The organism is Microbispora sp. H10885, from assembly GCF_014161415.1.
GTDB classification, from domain to species: Bacteria; Actinomycetota; Actinomycetes; order Streptosporangiales; family Streptosporangiaceae; genus Microbispora; species Microbispora triticiradicis.
The window spans coordinates 156,611-173,509 of the sequence record NZ_JABBWY010000014.1 but is presented as its reverse complement, the minus strand read 5'-3'; the positions used below and the strand labels follow the sequence as shown (position 1 = coordinate 173,509).

Here is a 16,899-nt window from a genome sequence, read left to right as displayed (position 1 = left end):
CGGGGAGCGTGCCCGCGGTAACGGATCTGATCGTTATGGTGGCGCCCCGTCGCCACGGGACGAACGCGGGACGGGAGCGGAAGGGCCAGGTCAGCCGCCCACGCGCGCGCCGCACGCTCAGCCCGCGGGGCAGGAGGGCACGTCGCCCGAGTGGTCACGCAGCGCGTCGATGGCCTTGACCGCGCTTTCGAGGGTGTCGGCCCGCACCAGGCGCAGCCCCTCGGGCACGGCCTTGACGGCGTCGGCGCAGTTGTCCGCAGGAGTGAGGAACACGGTCGCGCCCGCCCGGCGCGCGCCGACCATCTTCTGCTCGATCCCGCCGATGGGACCGACTATCCCGTCGGGCTGGATCGTGCCGGTGCCGGCGATGGACATGCCGCCGGTGAGCGCCCCCGGGGTCAGCTTGTCGTAGATGCCCAGCGAGAACATCAGCCCGGCGCTTGGACCGCCGATGTCGCCGACGCTGATGTCGACCTTGAAGGGAAACCGGTAGGAGCTCGACCGCATCTGGACGCCCACGATCGTCGTGCCGTCCTTGCCGGCGATGGTGGAGACCGGGATCCGCGTCTCCGACCCCCCACGCTTGACGGTGAACGTCACCTGCTCGCCTGGTTTGTGCCTGCGGACGGCTCCCGCGACGGAGTCCAGCGCGGTCGCCGGGGCGCCGTCCACCGCGGTGATCTCGTCGCCGGGCTTGAGCTTCCCGTCGGCGGGCGTCCCCTTGTTGGCCGAGACGACCGTGACGGTCTTCTCGATGGGGATCTTCAACGCGTTCAGCGCGGCGGCGGTGGCCCACTGCTGCGAGTCGGTCATCTCCTGGGTGTTCTGCTCCTCCACCTCCTTCGGCGAGGAGGTCTTGGGGAACAGCGTCTCCTCCGGCACCACCGCGACCGTGGGATCGAGCCAGCCACGCAGCGCGGTGACCAGGTCGAGGCGGTTGCCCGGCCCGCCCTGGTAGGCGACGGTGACCATGCTCAGCCTGCCCTGCGTCGGGTACGTCTCATGCCCCGAGATCGAGATGACCGGCTTGCCCTTGACGTCCCCGATCGTGTTCTCCGTCGGCCCGGGGCTCAGCACGACGTACGGCACCGGGACCATGGCGCCGATCACCGCGAACGCGAGCGTGAGGAAACCCGCGACCAGCAGGGTCAGAGCGCGTCGGGACATGGACGAACTCTATGCGTTCCGGACCGCTCTATTCGCAGGCACCGACCCATTCGGCGCCGCCGTCGGCGAACACCTGGTGCTTCCAGATGGGCACCTCTCGCTTGAGATCGTCGATCAGCCTGCGGCACGCCTCGAACGCCTCGGCGCGGTGCGGGCAGGCGGCGGCCACGACCACGGCGATCTCGCCGAGCCTCAGGTCGCCCACCCGGTGGACCGCCGCCAGCGCCGTCACCTGATGATCGGCGGCCACCTTCTCCGCGACCCTGCGCAGGTGCTCCTCGGCGGACGGGTGCGCCGAGTACGCCAGGAGCGTCACCGGCCTGCCGCCGTCCTGCTCGCGCACCGTCCCGACGAAGACCGCCGTACCTCCGGCCGCGTGGTCCTCGACGGCGCCCAGCACCTCGTCGACGGACAGGGGGGTGTCCCGGATCCCCAGCAATCGGATGACGTCCACCATCCCGAGGGTAGTACGTGAACGTCACGTGGCCGGGGACCGGGACCACCGGCCGGGCTCAGGTACGGCGCTTGCGGCGGGCGGCGCGGACGATCGCGGCGGTGCCGATGACCGCCACGGTCGCGCCGGCGGCGGTGATCGTGGCCTCCTTGCCCGACAGGCGGCGGCCGACGACGGCGTGCCTGCCCTCGACCAGTTCGAGCAGTTCGCGCAGGGCCGCCTCGTTGGACCAGGCCGGTTTCCAGCCCGCCTCCCGCAGCGCCACGCCGTCGACCACCCAGGGATAGACGACGTAGTGCAGGTCGGTGGCCGCGGTCGGGGTGATGCCGAGCCGGTGCAGCCGCTGCGCGGTGCCGAACGTCACCCCCGCCGGGAGCTCGAACCTCTTGAGGCCCGAGATCTCCTCCACCTGGTCCATCTCCAGCCAGCCCTCGGAGCCGACCGCCACCACCCCGGAGACCCGGCCGAGCGCGGCGGCCTCCAGCGCCGACACCAGGTCGTCGACGTGGCAGAACTGCCAGCGGGGCAGGCAGCCCTTCACCACCAGCAGCCGGGGCGCCTCGAAGTGGCGGGTGATGACGGTGTCGACGCCCGGCCCCACCAGGGCGGCGGGCCGCAGCACGGTCACCTCCAGGCCGGGATGCGCCCGCAGCGACCGCCGTACCAGTGCCTCGATCTCCAGGTGGTCGCCCACCAGGCCGGTGTCGGGCTCCGCCGCCACCGGGGCGTCCTCCTGTAGCGGGACCGGGTTGTCGGCGGCGGCGCCGTACACCATCGCGCTCGTCACCAGCACGACCCGGCGCACCCGCGCCGCCGCGCAGGCCGTCAGCACGGTCTGGGCGGCCCGGATGTTGTAGCGCCGGCGCTCGGCGGCGTCGGTGTCGAGCGACTCGTCCGCGCCGAGATGCACCAGGACGTCCACGTCGGAGATCCGGTTCGCCAAGAGCGGATCACGAATGTCGAGGACTCGCCAGGTGACGTCCTGGACGTCTCCGCGCTGCTCGTCGATGGCCACGACGCGGCGGAAATCCGCAGACGAGGCCACTTTCGCGAGGAACGCACGGCCGAGACCGGAGGCGGCGCCCGTGACCGCGACGACGGGGGGACGCAGGCGTTTCGAGGTAGGCACGAGGTCCTCACTTTGCACTGATCCGCCCCACGGCGGCTAACGTGGCGGATGTGGACTCCTCCATCCTGCACGAGGTGGCGCGGTGACTGACCTGCCAGGTCGCGAAAACGACCCCAACGACAATCCGTTCGCCATGTTCGGCAGCCCGGAGCAGATGGCCGCGGCCATGCGGCAGTTCGCCGACATGCTGTCGGCCTCGCCGGAGGCCGGGCCCGTCAACTGGGACATGGCGAAGAACATCGCACGGCACGCCGTGGTCGCCGAGGGTGATCCGAGTGTCATGGAGGGCGAGCGGCGGCAGATCGCCGAGGCCCTCAACCTGGCCGATCTGTGGCTGAACGAGGTGACCCCGCTGCCCGGCGGTGTGACGGCGCCCCAGGCCTGGAGCCGGTCGGAGTGGATCGAGAAGACGATCCCGGTGTGGAAGCAGCTGTGCGATCCCGTCGCCGCCCAGATGGTGGAGACGATGGGCGGCACGCTCGGCGCCGCCGGTCTGCCGCCGGAGGCGCAGGCCGTGGCCGGGCCGCTGATGGGCATGCTGAAGCAGATGGGCAGCATGATGGTCGGCCAGCAGATCGGCCAGGCCCTCGGCTCGCTCGCCCGGGAGGTCGTCGGCTCCTCCGACATCGGCCTGCCGCTCTCCGACACCGCCGCCCTGCTGCCGGGCGGCGTGGCCGCCTTCAGCAAGGGCCTGGAGACGCCCTCGGACGAGATCCGGCTCTACCTGGCGCTGCGCGAGGCCGCGCACCACCGGCTGTTCCAGCACGTGCCGTGGCTGCGGGCGCACCTGCTCGGCACGGTCGAGGAGTACGCCCGGGGCATCACGGTCGACGTGTCCGCGCTGGAGGAGAAGCTCCAGGGGCTGGACATCAGCAACCCCGAGCGGATCCAGGAGGTCCTGGGCGGCGGCGAGTTGCTCAAGCCCGAGGAGACCGAGCGGCAGAAGGCCGCCCTCACCCGCCTGGAGACCGCGCTGGCGCTGGTCGAGGGCTGGGTGGCCACGGTGGTGGACGCCGCCGCCGAGGGCAAGCTCCCGTCCGCCGCGGCGCTGGCCGAGACCGTACGGCGCCGCCGCGCCACGGGCGGACCGGCCGAGCGGACCTTCGCGACGCTGGTGGGCCTGGAACTGCGGCCGAGGCGGCTCCGTGAGGCGGCCGCCCTGTGGAGGGCGCTCGGCGACGAGCGCGGCGTCGACGGCCGGGACGCCGTCTGGGGCCACCCCGACCTGATGCCCACGGCCGACGACCTCGACAACCCCGAGCCGTTCGTGAAGGGCGGCGCCGCCTTCGACCTGTCCGCCCTGGAAGAGCCCGGGGAGCCGGGTGAGCCCGGCGGGTCCGGTGGGTCCGGCGAACCCGGTCCCGGCCCGGAGCGCGACCGATAGAGGGACCGGCGGCGGCCGGTAGGCTGCGCCGGTGAGCCTGAACCGTGACGCGTGGGCCGTGCTGACCGGGTGGACGGCCCCCACCCCGGAAGAGGAACGGCTCCGCGCGGACTTCCTCGCGCACCTGGACGCCCACGAGGACGCGATGTGGCGCGAGTGCGTGCCGGCGCACCTGACGGCGACGACGGCCGTCCTCTCGCACGACGGCGCGCGGGTGCTGCTGACCCTGCACGCCAAGGCCGGAATGTGGCTGCCGATGGGCGGGCACTGCGAGGCGTCCGACGCCACGCTTGGTGAGGCCGCCCTGCGCGAGGCCACCGAGGAGTCGGGCATCCCCGGGCTGGTGCTGCTGGACGGCCCGCTCGCCGTCGACCGGCACAAGGTGTGGTGCCACCCGCCGCACAGCTGGCACCTGGACGTCGAGTACGGCGCGGTCGCGCCGCCGGGAGCCGAGGCGGTGATCAGCGACGAGTCGCTCGACCTGCGCTGGTTCCCGGTGGACGAGATCCCGGAGCTGAGCGACGAGGCCACCCGGCGGCTGGTCCGCCGCTCCCTGGCCCTGCTGCGCGCCTGAGCACCGTTCCGCACCGTACGCGCACGTCATCGTTACGCCCGCTTTCGACGGCGTTCATTAGGGTCGGGTTCATGACCAAGGTGGACGTGGGCGGTGAGATCGTCGTTCCGCCCCGCCGGAGGCTGCGGGTCTCCCCTCCGCTGGCGTGGCTCACGGTGACGCCGTTCGCCCTGTGGGCGGTGGCCCGGCTGGCCGGTCTCGACGCCGCCGGTGCGGGAGTCGCGCTCATGACCGGCACGCCGTACGTCGCCGCCGCGTCGACGGTGGCGGTGCTGGCCGCGCTGGCCGGCCGCCGCCGGGCCGTGATCGTGACCGCGGTCGCGACGACGGCCGCGCTGGCCGCCGTGGTCCTGCCCCGGGCGATCGGAACGGCGCCGGCGGCCACCTCCGCCACCGGGCCGGTGCTGCGGATCCTCACCGCCAACCTCTTCTACGGGGTCGGCGACGCCGAGGCCGTGGTCGGCCTGGTCCGCAGGCTCAAGCCGGACGTGCTCACCACGCAGGAGCTCACGCCCGCGGCCGTCGAGGCGCTCGACGACGCGGGCCTGGGGAGGCTGCTGCCGTACCGGCATCTGGAGGATGCTCCCGGGGCGTCCGGCAGCGGCGTCTACTCGCGGCACCCGCTGACCAGGCTGCCGGATTTCGCGCCCGAGGGCAGCCACAACATGCCGCGGGCCCGGATCGCCCTGCCGTCCGGGCCGCCCGTCGAGATCGTCGACGTGCACACCCTCTCGCCGGTCGTCCGCGACGTGGCCCTGTGGGCCGCCGACCTGGCGGCGCTGCCGGCCGCCTCCCCCGGCGTCGTACGCGTGCTGGCCGGCGACTTCAACGCGAGCCTCGACCACGCGGCGCTGCGCGCGGTCCTCGCGCGCGGGTACGTGGACGCGGCCGGCGCGACCGGGAACGGCCTGGCGGCCACCTGGCCCGCGAACAGGCGGTTCCCGCCGCTGATCACGATCGACCACGTGCTGTACGACCGGAGGGCGGTGGCCGTGGACACCGGCGTCCACGCCGTCCCGGGGAGCGACCACCGCGCGTTCTTCGCCGAGATCCGCCTGCCTGGACGCCTCTGACGGCATTGGTCTCCGGCCGGGCCCGGACTACCGGTCCCCGGCCGGCCGGCGGTCACATGAGCAGGGCGCGGGTGTTGTCCCAGCCTTCGAGGCCGGGGTCGAGGCGGGCCACGTCCTCCGGCTTCCGCAGGCGGTGCCAGCCGGGACCGGTGGCGACCATGCGCGGCCCCGGCGCCCGGCGGCGCATCGCGGCGACGACGTCCGGCTCGTCGAGATCGGGCGCGGCCCAGCCGGGGACCGGCAGGCGAGCCGCGACGGCCACGGCTCCGCCGCCCTCGGCCGGGCAGACGGCGAGGTCCGCCCGGCCCAGCTCGCGGAACAGCTTGCCGATCAGCAGCGGCGGCAGGTCGGGGGCGTCGCCGCTGACGACGACCGCCTCGTCCGCTCTCTCCGCCCCGGCCTCGTACAGCGCGGCCAGCGCCGTGAACGCGCCGGCCGGCGAGCCGATCGTCAGGACCGGCGTGCCCGGCCAGGCGATCTCGGCGAGCCCCGGCACTCCGGCCGACAGGATCACCGGCCGCACGAGTTCGAGCCCGGCGATCATCTCGTAGGTGTCCTCGGCCATCGCCGTCAGGAACTCGGCCGGGTCCACGCCGGGCGGAGCCGCGCCGGCCATGCCGGGGGTGACCAGCACCGCGGCCACGCGGGTCAACATTCCTCCGTCGAACCGTTGGCCGCCATCGAGAAACCCTCGAGGAACCCCCTGGCACGTTCCGCGCGAGGGTAGCGCTCGACCAGCGCCCAGAAGCGCGGGCCGTGGCTCGGCACGAGCAGATGGACGAGCTCGTGCATGATGACGTAGTCGACGACCCAGGCCGGCATCCCCCGCAGCCGCACCGAGAGCCTGATCGTGCCGTGGTCGGGCGTGCACGAACCCCACCGGTGGAGCTGGTTCTCCACCCACCGCACACTCGCCGGGACGGCCTTGCCGTCCAGGTAGCGCGCGGACAGCTCGCTCGCCCGTTCCAGGAGGTCGTCGTCGCTCGGACGTCTTCGCTGCTCCTTGGCCGCAAGCCGGTCGAGCATGCGGCGTACCCACTGCTCCTCGTCGGTCGTGCTCAGACCGGCCGGAAGCAGCACGATGGTCTTGTCGCCATCGCGGTACGCGGAAACGGTTCGCCGCCGTCGTGCGCTCCGACGAACCTCGACTGTCTCGGGGGGCACATATGAAAGGTAGCCGACAGACGCCGATTTCCACAGGGGGTGGTACACGTTCTCCCTGGTCAATCGGGCGAACGTTACCTTGCGGGCGTGGAAGTTACGGGGTTGCGGATGTTCACCAACCACGATCACCCCGGTAATTATCCACAGCCCCGACCGTTCCGGCGCCGGGCCGCGCCCGGCTGTGCCAAGGTCTGCCGACTATGGGACACACCATTCGACCACGCCTCAAGCCCGTCCTGCGCAGGGTCGAGCGGGACGGCCGCACGCTGCAGTTCGGCGTCCACCCGCTGCGTGCCGTCGTCCTCACCGGTGTCGAACCACCGGTGCGCCGCCTGATCGACGGGCTCGACGGCACCCGCACGCTCGGGCAGGCGGTGGCCGGCAGCGGGCTGGACGAGGCGTCCGCCCACGAGGTGGTCGCCCGGCTCACAGCCCACGGCCTCATCGAGGACGCCGCGACCCGGCCCGGCCCGCTCGCCGACCTGCCGCCGGCCGAGCGGGACCGGCTCCGCCCCGACCTGGACAGGCTCTCGCTCACCTGCTCCGACGGCGGCATGAGCGGTCTCGCCGCGAGGAGAGCGGCCCGGGTCCGCGTGTACGGCGCCGGCCGGGTGGGCGCCCAGATCGTCACCCTGCTCGCCGCCGCCGGCGTCGGCCACATCTGTGTGGTCGATCCCGCCGTGGCCGGGCCGGGCGACGTGGTCCCGGGCGGTCTCGGCCGGAGCGACACCGGCATGTCCCGGGAGGACGCCGCGGTGCTGGCGGCCCGGCGGATCTCCCCCGGCGTCAACGCCTGGCCCGGCCGGACCGCCTCCCGCCTGGCGGACGGCGGCGCGCGCCCCCACCTCGTGGTCCTCGCCCCGACCACCCCGCTCAGCGCCACGCTGGTCGGCGAGATCGTCGCGTCGGGCGTGCCGCACCTGCTCGCCTGCGCCTTCGAGGGGTACGGCTCGACGGGCCCTTTCGTCGTCCCCGGCCTCACGCCCTGCCTGCGGTGTCTCGACCTCGCCCGCCGTGACCGGGACCCGTCCTGGCCGGTGGTGGGCGCCCGGCTCGGCGGTTACCCCGCCGGTGAGATCGCCTGCGACGTCGCCCTGTCCTGCCTGGTCGCGGCGCAGGCCGCCGGCCAGGCACTGGCGTATCTCGACGAGGGGAGCGTGCCGGGCGGCCTGACGGAGGTGTCGCCCGCCTGGCGCTGGCGGCACCGCCGCCTCGCCGCCCACCCCGGCTGCGGCTGCCTCGGCGACGACGTCGCCGGCCTCCACAAGGAAGATCGGCCATGAATGTGATGAAAGACACAGCTGACGGAATCCTCGCCCGCCGTTGGCGTCCGTGGGCTCCTGTGGGTGATACGAACAGGGAATTGTGGTCGAAAGGCCCCGCCATCGCTAAGAATGGTTGAGTGAGTGACGTTCCCCACGGTGCCGTGACACGCTCGGCCAAGCTCGCGACGCTTCCCCTCGGGTTCGCCGGCCGTACCGCGCTCGGACTGGGCAGGCGGATCGGCGGCGCCTCCGCGGAGATCGTCGCCCAGGAGATCCAGCGACGCACGGCCGACCAGGTCTTCAAGGTCCTCGGCGAGCTCAAGGGCGGCGCCATGAAGCTCGGCCAGGCTCTGTCGATCTTCGAGGCGGCGCTGCCGCCGGAGATCGCCGGCCCGTACCGGGCGACACTGACGAAGCTGCAGGACGCCGCGCCGCCGCTGCCCGCCTCCGTCGTACACCGGGTTCTGACCGAACAGCTCGGCGACGACTGGCGGGAGAACTTCCTGGAGTTCGACGACAGGCCGAGCGCCGCGGCGTCCATCGGGCAGGTCCACCGCGCGGTGTGGCACGACGGCCGCCAGGTCGCCGTGAAGATCCAGTATCCCGGCGCGGGCAAGGCCCTGATCTCCGACTTCAACCAGCTCTCGCGGCTGGGCAAGCTGTTCGGCGCGCTGCTGCCGGGCCTGGACCTCAAACCGGTGCTGGCCGAGCTCAAGGAGCGGGTGGCCGAGGAGCTCGACTACTTCAAGGAGGCCGAGGCCCAGCAGGCCTTCGCCGAGGAGTTCCGCGACGACCCCGACTTCCGGGTCCCGGCGGTCATCGCCGCCAACGAGCAGGTGCTGGTCACCGAGTGGATGACCGGGACCCCGCTGTCGAAGATCATCACCGACGGCACGCAGGAGGAGCGCAACCACGCGGGCCTGCTGTTCGTCCGCTTCCTGTTCTGCTCTCCGGCCCGGGTGGGGATGCTGCACGCCGACCCGCACCCCGGCAACTTCCGGCTGATGGAGGACGGGCGGCTCGGCGTGCTGGACTTCGGCGCCGTCAACCGGATGCCCGGCGGCCACCCGGTCGCCTTCGGCAGGCTCACCCGCATCTTCAACCAGGGCGACATGGACGCCGTCGTGCACGGCCTCCGCGCGGAGGGCTTCATCCGCCCGCACATCGAGGTGGACGTCGACGCCCTGCGGGCGTTCCTCGCACCGTACGTCGAGCCCACCCGCGTCGAGGAGTTCACCTTCAGCAGGGAGTGGCTGCGCGAGCAGGCGGCCAACGTGGCCGACCTACGGCCGAACAACGTGGTCCGCCAGCTCAACCTCCCCGCGTCCTATGTGCTGATCCACCGCGTTCACGCCGCCGGCGTCGGCGTGCTGTGCCAGCTCGGCGCGACCGCCAGGTTCCGGGACGAGGTCGTCCGCTGGGTCCCCGGCTTCGCCGACGACCCCGGAGCCCCTGAAACCACCCCTCTCGCCCTCGGCTAGCCGGCGTGGGCCCGGCCGCCGCGGCCCTCGACGGCCCGCAGCGTCTGGTTGATGACGCAGCGGTTGATGCCCCGCCTGCAGTTGCCGTTGACGGTGTTGGTGAAGACGCTGACGCTCGACACCTGCTGGACACCGGCGAACGTGACGGCGCTGTTGGCAGCCGGAGCGTTCACGTTGCGCCGCCCGGTCGCGACCTGCCGTGCGGGGCTCCCGATGCTGGGCGAGCTCGAGGTGCCGGTGCCGCCGGTGCTCTGGGTCGCCCCGCGCCCGTGCCCACCGCCGTGATCATTTCCGTTGGCGCGGGCATGAGCATGGGCGTGCCGAACCGTCCGCAGGCCCGGAGGGAGCTGCGCGGCGCCGGCCGGCGGCACGGCGAGAAACGGCAGGCCGGCGACGATCAGACCAGCGGCGACCAGACCGGTGCTCGGGCCGCGGAAATGTCTCGCTCTGTCGCTCATCCGCATCCCGTCCGCCGCTCGTCTGCCCACTTGGCCGCCACATGCCGTCGCTTCCGCCCGGCGTCGTCAGCGGCCGTCCGGCTCATACCCCGCGGCGCGGGGCACCTCCCGCGGAAGGCGCTCTGCTGCGCGGCCGATGACCCATCCTTTGCGGCAGGCCGGGTTAGATGCCCGATATGGGCGAAGGCCCGGGCCGGTCACCCCGGCCCGGGCCTTCTCTGTTCACTCTGCTCCGGTCACGGCGTCAGACGCGCGCCAGCGCGGACCGCAGCCGGCGGGACGCGCGCTCTACTTCCCGGCGCGCCTTCTCGACGCTCCTGACCCGGCCGGCGAGCCGCTCCTGCTCCGCCTCGCGGTGGAGGGTCCGTATTCGCTCGTGTACCAGTTCTTGATTCAGATACATGGTCGTCATGGGGGCGATGTTCATTTCGGTCGGTTTCCTTCCGGATGCGATGTCGTGCGGTTCAGGCGGCGACAGGGGTCTTGCGCGGGCGCCCACGGGGACGCTTGCGGGGTACGACGACCCCCCGCAGGATGAGCTCTCCGCCCCAGACGCCCCACGGCTCCTCGCGCTCCAGCGCGCGGGCCAGGCAGGCCTTCTGGATCGGGCAGCCGCCGCAGAGCGCCTTGGCGAACTCCACGTCCTCGGGAGACTCGGCGAACCACAGGTCGGGCTCGGTACGGCAGGGGATTTCGGCTTCGATCAGGTCCATGACCGGGGCCGCCATCTGCGTCACCTCTTCGAGTGTTTCTGGTCTGGTGTCCTCGTTGCGGGGTGTGGATTCGTGGCCGACAAACAAAAGGGCCGCGGATCCTGGTGCGGATCCGCGGCCCGGAGAGGGAGACCGGTCAGGGTATGACTGGTTCTCTCCAGGCGTGGTGCGGACCCTGGGCGGCGCCGCCGCGAGCGGCGGCGCGGATCTGCTCATCACCCATCGGCCGGTTCACGTACACCGGAAGGTGGGTGGGGGTGCTGTGGCCGGTCCGGCCGGCGAACGCGCCGAAGGCGGCCGAGCCCGCGACTCCGCTCACCGGAGCCAGGGCGGCGACGGCCTCGTCACGCCGCAGTTTCACCGGCGTTCCAGCCGGCGTGACAGTCGACGCGACAACGGCGGCCGGGCGCGCGGAGACGAGCCACAGCACACGGGACGTCGTCATGTTCCTCACTGGACTCACCTCCATTTCTCTGCGCTCTACTGTTCGTCGTGCGTCTCGGCCGGGCAGGAGCGTCCGGCTGACTTGTCCAAGACCCTAAACCGCCGCGGCAGACCGGGCAACCTATTTTCTACCTGCGATTTTCACGACTTCGTGACACGAGGATGTGACTCCGGCGACACCCGGATCAGGCACTCCTGGACCACCGAGACGACGAGCTCCCCCGAGGGGCTGAACATCTGCCCGCGGGCGAGCCCGCGCGCCGCCCCGGACCAGGGCGACTCCTGGGCGTACAGCAGCCAGTCGTCGGCCCGGAAGGGCCGGTGGAACCACATGGCGTGGTCCAGCGACGCGCCGGACACGGCGGAGGACCCCCAGGCCAGCCCGTGCGCCAGCAGCACGGTGTCCACCAGCGTGAAGTCACTGGCGTACGCCGCGAGCACGATGTGCAGCAGCGGGTCGTCGGGCAGGTCGGCGTCGTACCGGAACCAGACGCGGTTCTCGGGGGTGACCAGGCTCGGGTCCTTGGCCGCCTCCCAGGGCAGCGCGTTGACGTACCGGACGTCGACCGGGCGCGGCTTCGACAGCAGGTCGCGCCACCCCGGCTCGTCGCCGAAGACGTCGCGCATCCGCTCCTGGAAGGTCGGCAGCGTCTCAGGGGCCGGCGCCTCCGGCATCCGGGCGGCCTGGTGGCTCACCCCCTGCTCCTCGACGTGGAACGACGCCGACATCGAGAAGATCGCCTTGCCGTGCTGGATGGCCGTGATGCGCCGGGTGGTGAACGACCGGCCGTCCCGCACCCGCTCCACGTTGTAGACGATCGGCACGGCGGGGTCGCCCGGCCGGATGAAGTAGGCGTGCAGCGAGTGCACCATCCGGTCGCCCGGCACCGTGCGCCCGGCCGCCACGAGCGCCTGCGCGGCCACCTGGCCGCCGAAGACCCGCTGGAACCGCTCCTCCGGGCTGCGCCCCCGGAAGATGTCGAGCTCGATCTGCTCCAGGTCGAGCAGGTCCAGCAGCTCCTTCAGGGCCGAGTTCACGGGAGGCCTCCAGCTCAGGCGGGGGAATACTCGCCGGTAACACTACCGTCGCCGCGGCACAGCCCCAGGACCGCGTCGCCGTACCGCTCAAGTTTGACGCGCCCGATTCCCGCGATCGCGAGCAGGTCCTCCTCGGCGGTGGGCACCCGCTCCGCGATGGCCTGCAGGGTGACGTCCGTGAAGACGACGTACGCGGGGACCTTGGCCTCCTTCGCCGCCGTCGTCCGCCACGCCTTGAGCCGTTCGAGCAGCGCCTCGTCGTAGTCGGCCGGGCAGGTCGCGCACCGGCCCAGCTTCTGCTCGGCCGCGACGGACAGCGTCTTGCCGCAGATCCGGCAGTGCAGCGGCACCGCCGCCGCGCGCCTGCCCTTCCCCCCGCCGCTGGGCCGCTCGGCCCGGCTCACGCTCGCCGTACGCGGGGAGAGTCCGTCGAGGAACCGGGACGGCCTGCGGGCGCGCCGCCCGCCGGGCGACCTGGCGAGGGCCCACGACAGGTGCAGGTGCTCGCGGGCCCGGGTGACCCCGACGTAGAGCAGCCGCCGTTCCTCCTCGACCTGGTCCGGCGTCTCCGCGTAGACGATCGGGACCATGCCGTCGGTGAGGCCGACGAGGAAGACCGCGTCCCACTCCAGGCCCTTGGCGGCGTGCAGCGAGGCGAGCGTCACGCCCTCGACCGGCGGCGCGTGCTGCTCGGCCGCCCTGCGCTCCAGTTCGCCGACGAAGCGAGGCAGGTCGGCGCCCTCGGCCGCCATGTCCTCGGCGAGGTCGGCGAGGGCCTTGAGCGACTCCCACTTCTCCCTCGCCTTGCCGCCTCCGGGCGCTTCCGCGGTGAGCCCGATGCCCGAGAGGATGGCGTGCACGGCGGGCGCCAGCGGCTCCTCTCCCGCCGACCGCGCGGCGCCGCGCAGCAGCACCACGGCCTGGCGCACCTCGGGGCGCTCGAAGAACCGCTCCGCCCCGCGCAGCAGGTAGGGCACGCCGGAGTCGTTGAACGCCTGCTCGTACGCCTCCGACTGGGCGTTCACCCGGAACAGCACCGCGATCTCGCGGGTGGGCACGCCGTCGGCCATCAGCTTCTTGACGGTGAGCGCGACGCCGAGCGCCTCGGCCTGCTCGTCGTCGTACTCGGTGAAGACCGGTTCGGGGCCGTCCGGCCGCTGGGCGACCAGTTCCAGCCGGTGCCGCGAGCGGGCCATGACCCGGTTGGCCAGCGTGACCACCTGCGGCGTCGACCGGTAGTCGCGCACCAACCGGATCACCGCCGCCGAGGGGTGCTCTACGGCGAAGTTCGTCAGGTAGTGGGGCGTGGCGCCGGTGAACGAGTAGATCGTCTGGTTGGGGTCGCCCACCACGCACACGTCGTCGCGCCCGCCGAGCCACGTGTCGAGCAGCAGCTTCTGCAGCGGGTTGACGTCCTGGAACTCGTCGACCACGAAGTAGCGGTACTGCTGGCGGATCTGCGCCGCGACCTCCCGGTGCTCGGTCATCACGGCCGCGGTGAGCTCCAGGATCGTCTCGAAGTCGATCAGGTTCCGCTGGCGGCGCACGCTCTCGTAGCCCTCGTACAGCCGCGCGACCTCCTCGGGCGCGATCGGCGGGGTGCGCCGCGCCTTGACGGCGGCGGCCGGGTAGTCCTCCGGGGCGACCTGGGTGACCTTCGCCCACTCGATCTCGCTCGCGACGTCGCGCAACTCGCCGCGCTCGGGGTTCCTGCGCAGCCGCCGGGCCGCCTCGATCAGCAGCGGCAGCTTCGACTCGACCACCTGCGGCGGGTCGCCGCCGATCACCCGGGGCCAGAAGTAGCTGAGCTGGCGCAGGGCCGCCGCGTGGAACGTGCGGGCCTGCACCCCCGGCGCGCCGAGCCGGCGCAGCCGCTGCTTCAACTCGCCCGCTGCACGGGTCGTGAAGGTGACCGCGAGCACCCCCTGCGGATCGACGACCCCCGTGTGCACGGCGTACGCGATGCGGTGGGTGATGGCACGGGTCTTGCCGGTGCCCGCGCCCGCGAGCACGCACACCGGTCCGCGCACCGCCTGGGCGACCTCGCGCTGCTCGGGATCCAGACCGTCGAGGACGTCCAAGGAGCCGCTCCCAACATGCGTGGCGGACGTTGTTACTGGCATCATCCTTGCAGCAGCAGACCGAGCGTGTCCCATTGACCGGTCGGGGCACGACGCGACAGCGACGCGACATGGACGCGACATCGGGGAGGATGACGCCGTGGGAACCGCGGTCCGAACTGCCATGGGCATGGGCGCCGCCGCCCTCGCCGCGCTGATGCTCACCTCGCCCGGCGCGCGGGCCGCCACCGTGGCCGCCACCGTGGCCGCCGCCCCCGCCGGCAACCCCGCACCCCAGCCGTCGGCCACTCCGGTTCCGTCCGCCTCCCCGGTGTCGTCCGCGTCGGCCACGCCGTCGGCGCCGCCCACGCCCTCCGCGAGCGCCTCGCCTTCGGCGTCTCCCACGCCGCCCGCCGGCGCGAGGATGCACACCTACTCGTACGGCCCGCACCCCCGCCAGATCATGGACGTGTGGTGGCATCCCACCGGCCCGCGGCGTCCCGCCGTGTTCGTCATCCATGGCGGCTGGTGGTCGGGGGGCGACAAGAAGTACATGACGTCGGTCACCCGCTACTACGTCCAGCAGGGCTATACCGTCGTCAACCTCGACTACCGGCTGTCCGGCGACGCGCCGTGGCCGGCCCAGCGCACCGACGTCCTGTCCGCGGTCGCCGCCGTCCGCAGGCACCCGGCCCTCTTCAACACCGACCCCGGGCGCTACGTGCTCCTCGGGTTCTCCGCCGGGGGCCACCTCGCCGCCGCCGTCGGCACCTACGGCGACGGCCGGCCGGGCCTGCGCGGGGTCGTCGGGATCTCCCCGCCCGTCTCGCCGCTCTCGGCGTACGAGGACGGCACCGCGGCCGGCACGTTCGACCAGCGCAAACTCCGCCGGGCCGCGGTACGGCTGGCCGGAGGCTGCTCCCCGGCCCGGTGCCCGCGTGTCTGGTCGAGCATGGAGGTGCCGTTCCACGCCACCCCCGGCGACGCGCCGATGCTCGCGGTCCACTCGGCCGACGAGTTCGTGCCGCCGTACCAGAGCGAGGTGCTCAAGGAGTCGCTGGAGAACGTCGGGGTCCCGATGACCGTCAAGACGATGGCCGGCACCTTCCACAGCGCGCCGCTCTACCGTGAGCCCGGGGTCCCCGAGACCGTCCGGGCGTGGATCGCCGCCCGGCTGGCGCAGCCGGCCCGCTGACCGGAGGACCGGCGCAGAACCGGGAACAGCCGGGGCGTCCGCGATGTTGCCATGACTGCTCAAGCAACGCGTTGCCCCACGAAGCTGCCCGGGAAAGGGACGAAGATGGCGCTCACGGTTTACACCACGAGCTGGTGCGGCCCCTGTAAGCGACTGAAGAGCCAGCTCACGCGGGAGGGCATCGCCTACAGCGAGGTCGACATCGAGCGCCACCCGGACGCCGCCGAGTTCGTGATGAGCGTGAACAACGGCAACCAGGTCGTGCCGACCGTGGTCACCGACTGCCACACAATGACGAACCCCTCGGTCGCCGAGGTCAAGCGGCACCTCCAGGGCGCCTGCTGACGACCTACCAGCCGGTGTCGGGGATCGGCCCTCCGTACCAGGTCTCGATCATCCGCCGGGCGATCGAGACCTCGGTCGGCAGGAGCAGCTCACCCGACCGCACCTGGGCCGCGAGCTCCTCCCGGGACAGCCAGCGGGCCTCGGCGATCTCGTCCAGGTCGGGGCGCAGGTCGGTCGTGACGGCGCGGGCGAAGAAGCCGAGCATCAGGCTGCGCGGGAACGGCCAGGGCTGGCTGCCCAGGTAGCGGGGGGTGACGACGGCGATGCCGACCTCCTCCAGGACCTCGCGCACCACCGCGTGCTCCAGCGACTCGCCGGGTTCGACGAACCCGGCGAGCACCGACATCCGGTTCGCCGGCCACGCCGGGCCGCGCGCCAGCAGTACGCGGCCCTCGTCGTCGTGGACCAGCATGATCACTGCGGGGTCCACGCGGGGGAAGTGCTGACTGCCGTCACGCGGGCACACCCGCATGTGCCCAGAGGCCGTCACGTTCGTGGGGCCACCGCACCTGGGGCAGAACTCGTGGGTGGCGTGCCAGGCCTCCAGGGCCACCGCGTAGACGAGCAGCCCCGCGTCGCGGTCGTCGAGCAGCACCGCGGCCTCCCGCAGGCCCACCGCGTCGCCGGCGCCCTGGGCGGGCTCGGGCAGCGGCGCGTTCACCGCGAAGTAGGGCACGCCGTCCTCGTCCACGCCGAGGAGATAACGCGTGCCTTCCGGCGCCTCCGCCGGAGAGGTGAGCACCAGCGCCGCGCCGTCGGTGAAACGGCGGATCAGCGTGCGGCCGTCCTGGACGAGGAGGACCCTCGTCTTCTCCGCCTCCCAGGCCTGCCGCAGCCACTCCTCGTCGCCGCGCAGGGCCGCCGACCGGTCGATGGCGCTCCGCGCGAGGAGCAGGGGGCCGAGCAGTCCGTCCGCGATTTCCACCCCGTCATCCTTCCACTGGCGCCGCCGCGG

Annotated in this window: 19 protein-coding genes; 7 read left to right on the top strand and 12 right to left on the bottom strand. The window is 72.7% G+C overall.

The genetic code is table 11. The features are described 5' to 3' along the window. Positions 1–117 precede the first annotated feature (117 nt). From HHX37_RS31890 to HHX37_RS31880, 3 genes are read right to left on the bottom strand one after another with little or no spacing between them, the layout of a single operon-like run. Entirely contained in the window at positions 118–1,167 is a 1,050-nt protein-coding gene (locus HHX37_RS31890) for a PDZ domain-containing protein (RefSeq protein WP_182887790.1), read from the bottom strand. Positions 1,168–1,195: 28 nt separating this feature from the next. After that, a complete protein-coding gene (locus HHX37_RS31885; RefSeq protein ID WP_182887789.1) occupies positions 1,196–1,624 on the bottom strand; it encodes a molybdenum cofactor biosynthesis protein MoaE in 429 nt (142 codons plus the stop codon). Between the two features lie 55 nt (positions 1,625–1,679). Further along, positions 1,680–2,750 (bottom strand): NAD-dependent epimerase/dehydratase family protein, encoded by a 1,071-nt coding sequence (locus tag HHX37_RS31880; RefSeq protein WP_244302363.1) that lies wholly within the window; start codon positions 2,748–2,750, stop codon positions 1,680–1,682. A gap of 82 nt (positions 2,751–2,832) precedes the next feature. Between HHX37_RS31880 and HHX37_RS31875 the strand changes: the two genes are divergently transcribed. The 3 genes from HHX37_RS31875 to HHX37_RS31865 all read left to right on the top strand — a co-directional run bounded on the left by HHX37_RS31875 (position 2,833) and on the right by HHX37_RS31865 (position 5,781). Further along, positions 2,833–4,134, top strand: coding sequence for a zinc-dependent metalloprotease (locus tag HHX37_RS31875; RefSeq protein WP_396777347.1), 1,302 nt, complete (start codon positions 2,833–2,835; stop codon positions 4,132–4,134). 31 nt (positions 4,135–4,165) lie between these two features. After that, positions 4,166–4,708, top strand: a complete 543-nt coding sequence (locus HHX37_RS31870) for an NUDIX hydrolase (RefSeq protein WP_111697884.1) — start codon at positions 4,166–4,168, stop codon at positions 4,706–4,708. A gap of 71 nt (positions 4,709–4,779) precedes the next feature. Then, on the top strand, positions 4,780–5,781 hold the full coding sequence (locus tag HHX37_RS31865) for an endonuclease/exonuclease/phosphatase family protein (RefSeq protein WP_182887788.1): 1,002 nt from the start codon (positions 4,780–4,782) through the stop codon (positions 5,779–5,781). Positions 5,782–5,833: 52 nt separating this feature from the next. On the opposite strand, the gene HHX37_RS31860 is transcribed toward HHX37_RS31865, so the two are convergent. Then, the gene (locus HHX37_RS31860; RefSeq protein ID WP_259406898.1) at positions 5,834–6,436 is read right to left on the bottom strand and encodes a hypothetical protein; all 603 of its coding nucleotides are present in this window, start codon (positions 6,434–6,436) and stop codon (positions 5,834–5,836) included. Further along, the gene (locus HHX37_RS31855; protein WP_111697887.1) at positions 6,430–6,945 is read right to left on the bottom strand and encodes a M48 family metallopeptidase; all 516 of its coding nucleotides are present in this window, start codon (positions 6,943–6,945) and stop codon (positions 6,430–6,432) included. The genes HHX37_RS31860 and HHX37_RS31855 overlap by 7 nt, the downstream gene beginning before the upstream one ends. A 200-nt stretch (positions 6,946–7,145) precedes the next feature. Here HHX37_RS31855 and HHX37_RS31850 point away from each other — a divergent pair, with 200 nt between their 5' ends. Continuing rightward, a complete protein-coding gene (locus tag HHX37_RS31850; RefSeq protein ID WP_220503312.1) occupies positions 7,146–8,228 on the top strand; it encodes a ThiF family adenylyltransferase in 1,083 nt (360 codons plus the stop codon). A gap of 119 nt (positions 8,229–8,347) precedes the next feature. Beyond that, positions 8,348–9,691: an ABC1 kinase family protein gene (locus HHX37_RS31845; RefSeq protein WP_111697889.1), complete on the top strand. Its 1,344-nt coding sequence runs from the start codon at positions 8,348–8,350 to the stop codon at positions 9,689–9,691. On the opposite strand, the gene HHX37_RS31840 is transcribed toward HHX37_RS31845, so the two are convergent. The 6 genes from HHX37_RS31840 to HHX37_RS31815 all read right to left on the bottom strand — a co-directional run bounded on the left by HHX37_RS31840 (position 9,688) and on the right by HHX37_RS31815 (position 14,425). Further along, the gene (locus HHX37_RS31840) at positions 9,688–10,149 is read right to left on the bottom strand and encodes a hypothetical protein (RefSeq protein WP_182887787.1); all 462 of its coding nucleotides are present in this window, start codon (positions 10,147–10,149) and stop codon (positions 9,688–9,690) included. The genes HHX37_RS31845 and HHX37_RS31840 overlap by 4 nt on opposite strands. A 244-nt stretch (positions 10,150–10,393) precedes the next feature. Further along, on the bottom strand, positions 10,394–10,561 hold the full coding sequence (locus HHX37_RS31835) for a hypothetical protein (RefSeq protein WP_165900460.1): 168 nt from the start codon (positions 10,559–10,561) through the stop codon (positions 10,394–10,396). A 52-nt stretch (positions 10,562–10,613) separates the two neighbouring features. Continuing rightward, the gene (locus HHX37_RS31830) at positions 10,614–10,877 is read right to left on the bottom strand and encodes a WhiB family transcriptional regulator (RefSeq protein ID WP_111697892.1); all 264 of its coding nucleotides are present in this window, start codon (positions 10,875–10,877) and stop codon (positions 10,614–10,616) included. Positions 10,878–10,998: 121 nt separating this feature from the next. Next, positions 10,999–11,307, bottom strand: a complete 309-nt coding sequence (locus HHX37_RS31825; protein WP_182875834.1) for a hypothetical protein — start codon at positions 11,305–11,307, stop codon at positions 10,999–11,001. A 140-nt stretch (positions 11,308–11,447) separates the two neighbouring features. Next, positions 11,448–12,344 carry an acyl-CoA thioesterase gene (locus HHX37_RS31820; RefSeq protein WP_182887786.1) on the bottom strand — a complete coding sequence of 299 codons (897 nt, stop codon included), beginning with the start codon at positions 12,342–12,344 and terminating at the stop codon, positions 11,448–11,450. 14 nt (positions 12,345–12,358) lie between these two features. Beyond that, a complete protein-coding gene (locus tag HHX37_RS31815; RefSeq protein WP_259402642.1) occupies positions 12,359–14,425 on the bottom strand; it encodes an ATP-dependent DNA helicase UvrD2 in 2,067 nt (688 codons plus the stop codon). A 139-nt stretch (positions 14,426–14,564) separates the two neighbouring features. Between HHX37_RS31815 and HHX37_RS31810 the strand changes: the two genes are divergently transcribed. Both HHX37_RS31810 and HHX37_RS31805 read left to right on the top strand, forming a co-directional pair. Further along, entirely contained in the window at positions 14,565–15,599 is a 1,035-nt protein-coding gene (locus tag HHX37_RS31810) for an alpha/beta hydrolase (protein ID WP_310740624.1), read from the top strand. Positions 15,600–15,704: 105 nt separating this feature from the next. Then, positions 15,705–15,944, top strand: a complete 240-nt coding sequence (locus HHX37_RS31805) for a mycoredoxin (RefSeq protein WP_150938033.1) — start codon at positions 15,705–15,707, stop codon at positions 15,942–15,944. Between the two features lie 4 nt (positions 15,945–15,948). Here HHX37_RS31805 and nudC read toward each other — a convergent pair whose 3' ends face one another. Next, on the bottom strand, positions 15,949–16,863 hold the full coding sequence (gene nudC, locus HHX37_RS31800) for an NAD(+) diphosphatase (protein ID WP_396698595.1): 915 nt from the start codon (positions 16,861–16,863) through the stop codon (positions 15,949–15,951). Positions 16,864–16,899 lie beyond the last annotated feature (36 nt).

Excerpts from the sequence above, each read along its gene's own strand:
- HHX37_RS31885 (WP_182887789.1), bottom strand. The coding sequence starts at position 1,624 with ATGGTGGACGTCATCCGATTGCTGGGGATCCGGGACACCCCCCTGTCC.
- HHX37_RS31805 (WP_150938033.1), top strand. The coding sequence starts at position 15,705 with ATGGCGCTCACGGTTTACACCACGAGCTGGTGCGGCCCCTGTAAGCGA.
- HHX37_RS31825 (WP_182875834.1), bottom strand. The coding sequence starts at position 11,307 with ATGACGACGTCCCGTGTGCTGTGGCTCGTCTCCGCGCGCCCGGCCGCC.
- HHX37_RS31835 (WP_165900460.1), bottom strand. The coding sequence starts at position 10,561 with ATGACGACCATGTATCTGAATCAAGAACTGGTACACGAGCGAATACGG.
- HHX37_RS31830 (WP_111697892.1), bottom strand. The coding sequence starts at position 10,877 with ATGGCGGCCCCGGTCATGGACCTGATCGAAGCCGAAATCCCCTGCCGT.
- HHX37_RS31850 (WP_220503312.1), top strand. The coding sequence starts at position 7,146 with ATGGGACACACCATTCGACCACGCCTCAAGCCCGTCCTGCGCAGGGTC.
- HHX37_RS31860 (WP_259406898.1), bottom strand. The coding sequence starts at position 6,436 with ATGTTGACCCGCGTGGCCGCGGTGCTGGTCACCCCCGGCATGGCCGGC.
- HHX37_RS31840 (WP_182887787.1), bottom strand. The coding sequence starts at position 10,149 with ATGAGCGACAGAGCGAGACATTTCCGCGGCCCGAGCACCGGTCTGGTC.
- HHX37_RS31865 (WP_182887788.1), top strand. The coding sequence starts at position 4,780 with ATGACCAAGGTGGACGTGGGCGGTGAGATCGTCGTTCCGCCCCGCCGG.
- HHX37_RS31890 (WP_182887790.1), bottom strand. The coding sequence starts at position 1,167 with ATGTCCCGACGCGCTCTGACCCTGCTGGTCGCGGGTTTCCTCACGCTC.